We start from the raw sequence: 4,403 nt of genomic DNA on the forward strand, positions 1-4,403 counted from the left end.
GTTACCCATAACGTTATGGGTAACTTTTTTACCTTTAGCTAAATTGTCGAGAGCATAAAGAATAGACTTAACTTCGTCGTTTGTGCCAACCTCCAACTCGATCGCCAATAGATTCAGAATTGCTTGAGTTTCTTCGATCGGATTGAGGTTGTCGCGGTGGATATTTTCAGCTAGGGCTAATCTACGGGTATCGCGATCGGATAGAGCTAGAATAACAACGGGAACTGTAGTTAAGTTATTAGCCCTAGCCGCGATCAATCGTCGCTCTCCAGCAATCAGTTCGTAACCATCATCGATCGATCGAACTACTAAATTTTGCAGGATTCCAAATTCATGCACATTTGCATTAAGTTGAGCTTGACTATCAGAATCGAAGTATTTGCGAGGTTGATAAGGAGAGCGTTTAATCGAATCAGGCGGTAAGTGTGTAGTCGGCTGTGCTTGCTGCAATCGTTCAATTTCAGCTTGAAGAGCGGTAATAGTTTCTCGATTGGCAGTGGTTGAAGTGGTCGTCAGACTCGTACCAATTTCGTTAAAGCGATCTAATCTACTCATAATTACGGTTGGTTGATAACTGCTAAAATTTGATTGGTAAGGGTGCGAAACTCTTTTGCTGCTTTATGACCAGAACGATATTTTCCGATCGCTAGTCCATTGCCATTAGCGTTTTTAATTTCGTTAGACTGGTTAATTGTCGGATACAGCCGCAAATTCATTTTTTGAGTGATTTCCTGGAGAAACTCCAAACACTTACGATGTGTACCCGATTTGGCATCATAGGCATTAGGGATAATTCCCAGAATTTGCGGCGGTGGGTTGAGATTGAGATCTTCGTTTAATACTTGCAACCATTGGATCAGACCATTTAACCCAGACAAAGCTTTATCTTCCAAAATCAGTGGGATTAGCACATAATTAGCGGCGACGATCGCATTTTCACAAATTTTACCTAATGTAGCAGGACAATCAATTAAGATCGTATCGTGAGGTAATGGGGATTTATGAAGTCGATCTGCTAATACGTACTCACTGCGCCTACGGTTGACCAACTCATTTTGGATTTCAGCCATGCCAATATGCCCGCGACAAACATCTATGTGTTCGTTAGGGATGGGAGATAGTGACCATAAGCCATCGTACTTCTCACTTAATACCCTAATAATGGTGTTATCCATCTGTTCGGCTAGGGGAAATCCGCAAAATAGGTCGAGATTATGCTGAGGATCGAGATCTATTAAAGCAACCTTCGAGCCAAGCTTACTCATTTCATAACCCACATTACGCACGATCGTACTTTTTCCCGCACCACCTGAGTTGGAAAGCACAGCAATAATTGTTTGCTTATTCTTGCTTGTCATTGATAATTGCTTTACCTAAATAAAAGGAATGATGGACTCCACTTTTTCGTAGCCTTAGATAGCGATATGGGCCATAGCCGTTAATAAACTTGGATTCGATATAACCATAACTGCCATTAGCACCAATGCCAACTCGATCGAGATACTCGGTCTGTTTATTCATTTCAGCCAATTCTGGTTGACAACTGACTAGTTGTCGCTCTTGTAAAATCACCTGAATTGCTTTAACAACTAATTCTAGTGCCTCTGCGTCCAATCGATCTAAACTGGCAACAATTTCCTCAATTGGGATGTTTGAGAACTTTTTCGATTTAGCCATGTCGATCGATTAACGACTGATTGCAATTTGATTATACCGTCTATTGTCTAGTTTTCTAGGCATTCAGCCTAGAATTTACTAATTTTATTAGGGTGCAACTAAGTTTATTTATGGGGTGCTTATGCACCCTAATAAATTCACCAAGCAAATGTGGAATGATGAGCAATCGATGGTCGTATTCTAAATTAGGGTGCAAAGATACCTAATTTAGCTAAGTTAATGCACCCTAATAGATCGATCTGGTAAATAATCGAAACACAATGAACGAGCCAATTACCGCGCTTCGAGGAAGAAGTACGATCGGCAGAAAACGCTAAATTAGCGCACCCTAACTAATTACAGAACGATCGGTAATTGACTAAAATGTTATGGATAGCTGTATTTAGCAATTCTCGTGAATCCTAATCCACCAGTAGAACACCTCAAACAATATCAAATCGAACCAGCACCATTGAATCTGGCAGATCGGTCTTTGTCAGTTAAGGTCGAATGGGATGTGTACAATCATATTAAGAGTAAGTCCAACCCATCTGCCTGGATGAGAGATGCGTTAGCAGCAGCCTATCACAAAGAAATTATTCAGCAAAATTGCCAAGATTGAAAACGCTCCATGTCTACTCCCTTTCCGGCATAAGACTATAGGCATTTAGCCGCTATAAAGCTTGTCCAGCAAGGATTTATCACCCATAATCTTATCAAAGGAAGGGAGTATGCCTCCAATTTGCCAGTAGATTGATTAGCTAGGACTGAATATTCTGGTAATAGACTTCTTCATAGGGCTGCACCACTACAAATCCATTACCCCGAAATAGCATCTGTACCGATTCACCAGAGCCTCTACCGATGAAGGTTTTCCACTGGATATCGGTTTTCAGTTCTGGTTCAAGGTTGCCCGACCACATTACAGTGGCATTGGGATCGGTGGTGACGGGAGAGTTGGGGGTAACTGGCAAAGTCAATGGATCGTAGTGACTGGTAATAGCGACCATTCCGGTGCCTTCAAGCCGAATATTGAATAAACCACCCGCTAACATTGAAGAGATTCGACGCATCATTTTGATCTCTGGCTTGAGGCTCATTTCAAACGCCAGTAGGTCATTGCCATTTACGCAAATTGCTTCGTTTTTGAGTTGCAGAATGGTAATCTTTTTGCCGGAGTCGGCACAGAATACCGATCCATGTCCCATCGCTTTCGTCAACTGGGTGCCTTCACCAGAGATGGCTTTTTTGAGCAGGTTGCCCAGACCCCGATCGAGTAGTCCTTCGCGAACAAATTTGACTTGGCCAGTGTAGGCAACCATTGCCCCCATTTTGATCCAGACTTCGCCGTTAAGATTAATATCGAGCATTCGATCGGATTCTAATTCAAATAATCCTTGCTGAAGATCTCGGTCGAGTGTTTTGTTCACAAAGGCTGCTAAGGAGTAGCGGTTTTCAGTCATAAATCCTCTTGCGCTTGCACTAGCAAATTTTGGATAGCCTTGATTGTACACTAATCAGTAGTATTTTTATATTAACCTTAGATACGACTGATTGGTATCAATTGAAATTCATTGGCGATTCACTCGTCAAAGCGGCTAATTACCTAACTAAAGGTTGTCCAGTATCCATTGTTGGCGATATGGCATTCGAGCATTGGAATGATGAGGATGGCAATCTTCGCGCTAAACCTGTTGTTACTGTGTCTGAAATCCAATTACCACCCAAAGCTAAAGCTGCTTAGTCAGATTTCATAGTTGTTGATATTTGATGAAATTAATCTCTATTTATTTAGAGGTTAGTTTTACTCTGTTTTGTATTCCAAATTACTCACTTCATTAGGAAAAAATTCATACGTACCGCTACTTCCAATCTTGTAATTCTAACTGCTCAAATTAGCGATACAACCATCACTGGTACTGCTATTGATGGTGATACTCTAGTTAACTTTACAATTACTAAAACTGATGTTAATCAAAGATTATTCGTTCCTGAGGCTAACTTAGTTGTCACGGATAAATTCCGGTTGGCTAGTACCATTGCCGCGATTGGCATGTGGATTACTTCCGTCATAGCGGTTGTTTTCATCCCTGCACCTACTGAGATGGAGCTTCTTGAAGAAACTATTGTCACTCTTACACCTGCCCAGAAACGTGCCGCTACTATTGCTGTGAATAAAGCCAAAGCCACGTCTGAGACTGCACTCATTTCATAATTACTAGTAAGCAATTTATCTGTGTACTTTGCTTCGGAACTAGGAGAGTTAGTAGTAATTTATTTGCTACTAACTTTCACTATTTTTGCCGATAAAAAAAGTCGAGTAACGACCAAAACAATGATTAATGAAACTCTATGTTAGCGCAATAACCTTCGACAGTTCAAGGTTTCACCTTCTCAGAAATACTTCCAGGCTTAGTTATTTGTGAAGCACCAGCCGACGATCCTCATGCTTGGGGAAATGCTCACACAGATCAGCCCGCATTCCTATTCTATTTGGGCTATAACATCCCACAGGAAAGAGATGAGGGGATCATAACACTTTTGCGATGAGTATTTATACTCATTGAGAGGAGATCGATACTTAGAGGATAATTAAAGCGATCAACAATGGCCAAAAAATAATGACTCCAGAACAAACAAGAAAACTGAAAGAATACTCTAGAGCAATTGCCGACATATTATATACAGAGGGAGAATTAGACGAAAAACCAACGCTAGAAAGCATAGAAAAAACAATTCAGGGGCAG

7 protein-coding genes are annotated in these 4,403 nt (G+C 41.0%); 2 read left to right on the forward strand and 5 right to left on the reverse strand.

Translation table 11 applies throughout. The annotated features are described in order from the left end of the window. The 3 genes from ACEW9J_RS13755 to ACEW9J_RS13765 all read right to left on the reverse strand — a co-directional run. Window positions 1-555: ParB/RepB/Spo0J family partition protein (locus tag ACEW9J_RS13755; protein WP_373545686.1), on the reverse strand; the 555-nt coding region annotated here is incomplete at its 3' end. A 2-nt stretch (window positions 556-557) separates the two neighbouring features. Further along, the gene (locus ACEW9J_RS13760) at window positions 558-1,358 is read right to left on the reverse strand and encodes a ParA family protein (RefSeq protein ID WP_373545687.1); all 801 of its coding nucleotides are present in this window, start codon (window positions 1,356-1,358) and stop codon (window positions 558-560) included. Continuing rightward, a complete protein-coding gene (locus ACEW9J_RS13765) occupies window positions 1,342-1,677 on the reverse strand; it encodes a hypothetical protein (protein WP_373545688.1) in 336 nt (111 codons plus the stop codon). The genes ACEW9J_RS13760 and ACEW9J_RS13765 overlap by 17 nt, the downstream gene beginning before the upstream one ends. Before the next feature lie 394 nt (window positions 1,678-2,071). Here ACEW9J_RS13765 and ACEW9J_RS13770 point away from each other — a divergent pair, with 394 nt between their 5' ends. Beyond that, window positions 2,072-2,278, forward strand: coding sequence for a hypothetical protein (locus tag ACEW9J_RS13770; protein WP_373545689.1), 207 nt, complete (start codon window positions 2,072-2,074; stop codon window positions 2,276-2,278). 139 nt (window positions 2,279-2,417) lie between these two features. Here the strand turns inward: ACEW9J_RS13770 and ACEW9J_RS13775 are convergent, their stop codons facing one another. Continuing rightward, window positions 2,418-3,119, reverse strand: a complete 702-nt coding sequence (locus tag ACEW9J_RS13775; RefSeq protein WP_373545690.1) for an AIM24 family protein — start codon at window positions 3,117-3,119, stop codon at window positions 2,418-2,420. Window positions 3,120-3,148: 29 nt separating this feature from the next. On the opposite strand from ACEW9J_RS13775, the gene ACEW9J_RS13780 reads away from it, so the two are divergent. After that, window positions 3,149-3,400: a single-stranded DNA-binding protein gene (locus tag ACEW9J_RS13780; protein ID WP_373545691.1), complete on the forward strand. Its 252-nt coding sequence runs from the start codon at window positions 3,149-3,151 to the stop codon at window positions 3,398-3,400. Between the two features lie 230 nt (window positions 3,401-3,630). On the opposite strand, the gene ACEW9J_RS13785 is transcribed toward ACEW9J_RS13780, so the two are convergent. Continuing rightward, a complete protein-coding gene (locus ACEW9J_RS13785; protein WP_373545692.1) occupies window positions 3,631-3,864 on the reverse strand; it encodes a hypothetical protein in 234 nt (77 codons plus the stop codon). Between the last annotated feature and the right edge of the window lie 539 nt (window positions 3,865-4,403).

Source organism: Chamaesiphon sp., from assembly GCF_041737865.1.
In the GTDB taxonomy this organism is placed as follows: Bacteria; Cyanobacteriota; Cyanobacteriia; order Cyanobacteriales; family Chamaesiphonaceae; genus Chamaesiphon.

Bases quoted from the DNA above. Each gene is read 5' to 3' on its own strand.
- ACEW9J_RS13760 (WP_373545687.1), bottom strand. From the start codon at position 1,358: ATGACAAGCAAGAATAAGCAAACAATTATTGCTGTGCTTTCCAACTCA.
- ACEW9J_RS13765 (WP_373545688.1), bottom strand. From the start codon at position 1,677: ATGGCTAAATCGAAAAAGTTCTCAAACATCCCAATTGAGGAAATTGTT.
- ACEW9J_RS13775 (WP_373545690.1), bottom strand. From the start codon at position 3,119: ATGACTGAAAACCGCTACTCCTTAGCAGCCTTTGTGAACAAAACACTC.
- ACEW9J_RS13785 (WP_373545692.1), bottom strand. From the start codon at position 3,864: ATGAGTGCAGTCTCAGACGTGGCTTTGGCTTTATTCACAGCAATAGTA.